The organism is Bartonella sp. AD13SXNS (genome assembly GCF_042196465.1).
Classification (GTDB): domain Bacteria; phylum Pseudomonadota; class Alphaproteobacteria; order Rhizobiales; family Rhizobiaceae; genus Bartonella.
This window is the reverse complement of record NZ_JBHIQI010000113.1, coordinates 315-585: the sequence shown is the minus strand read 5'-3', so window position 1 is coordinate 585 and position 271 is coordinate 315. Positions and strand designations below refer to the sequence as shown.

The window sequence follows — 271 nt, the reverse complement described above, 5'->3', positions numbered from 1 at the left end:
CTAACAGCATATTTTGTTGAGAAAAAGCCTCAGTGTTCAAAGCAGGCATCAATTGGTAGTGCGATAAGAGTGCAATCCTAAAATCTTCTGTTTGACAAATAATATCCCCCTTCTCAACAGAACATTCTGTTGAGAAGAAGTATTTGCAGCGCCTTTAAGCAGGTGCTCCATAGGTTGGGATCACGATAGGAGCAAAATCTTGTGTTCCTCGTGTGGTTCCACGTAACGTGAAACAAGTTTTCTTCCTACCGATGATGGTTTTTGCTGCAAC

1 pseudogene is annotated in these 271 nt (G+C 41.7%); it reads right to left on the bottom strand.

Going from position 1 to position 271, the window contains the following annotated elements:
* Positions 1–154 precede the first annotated feature (154 nt).
* Positions 155–271: pseudogene (locus ACFIMQ_RS09690) on the bottom strand (N4-gp56 family major capsid protein); the annotation flags it as partial.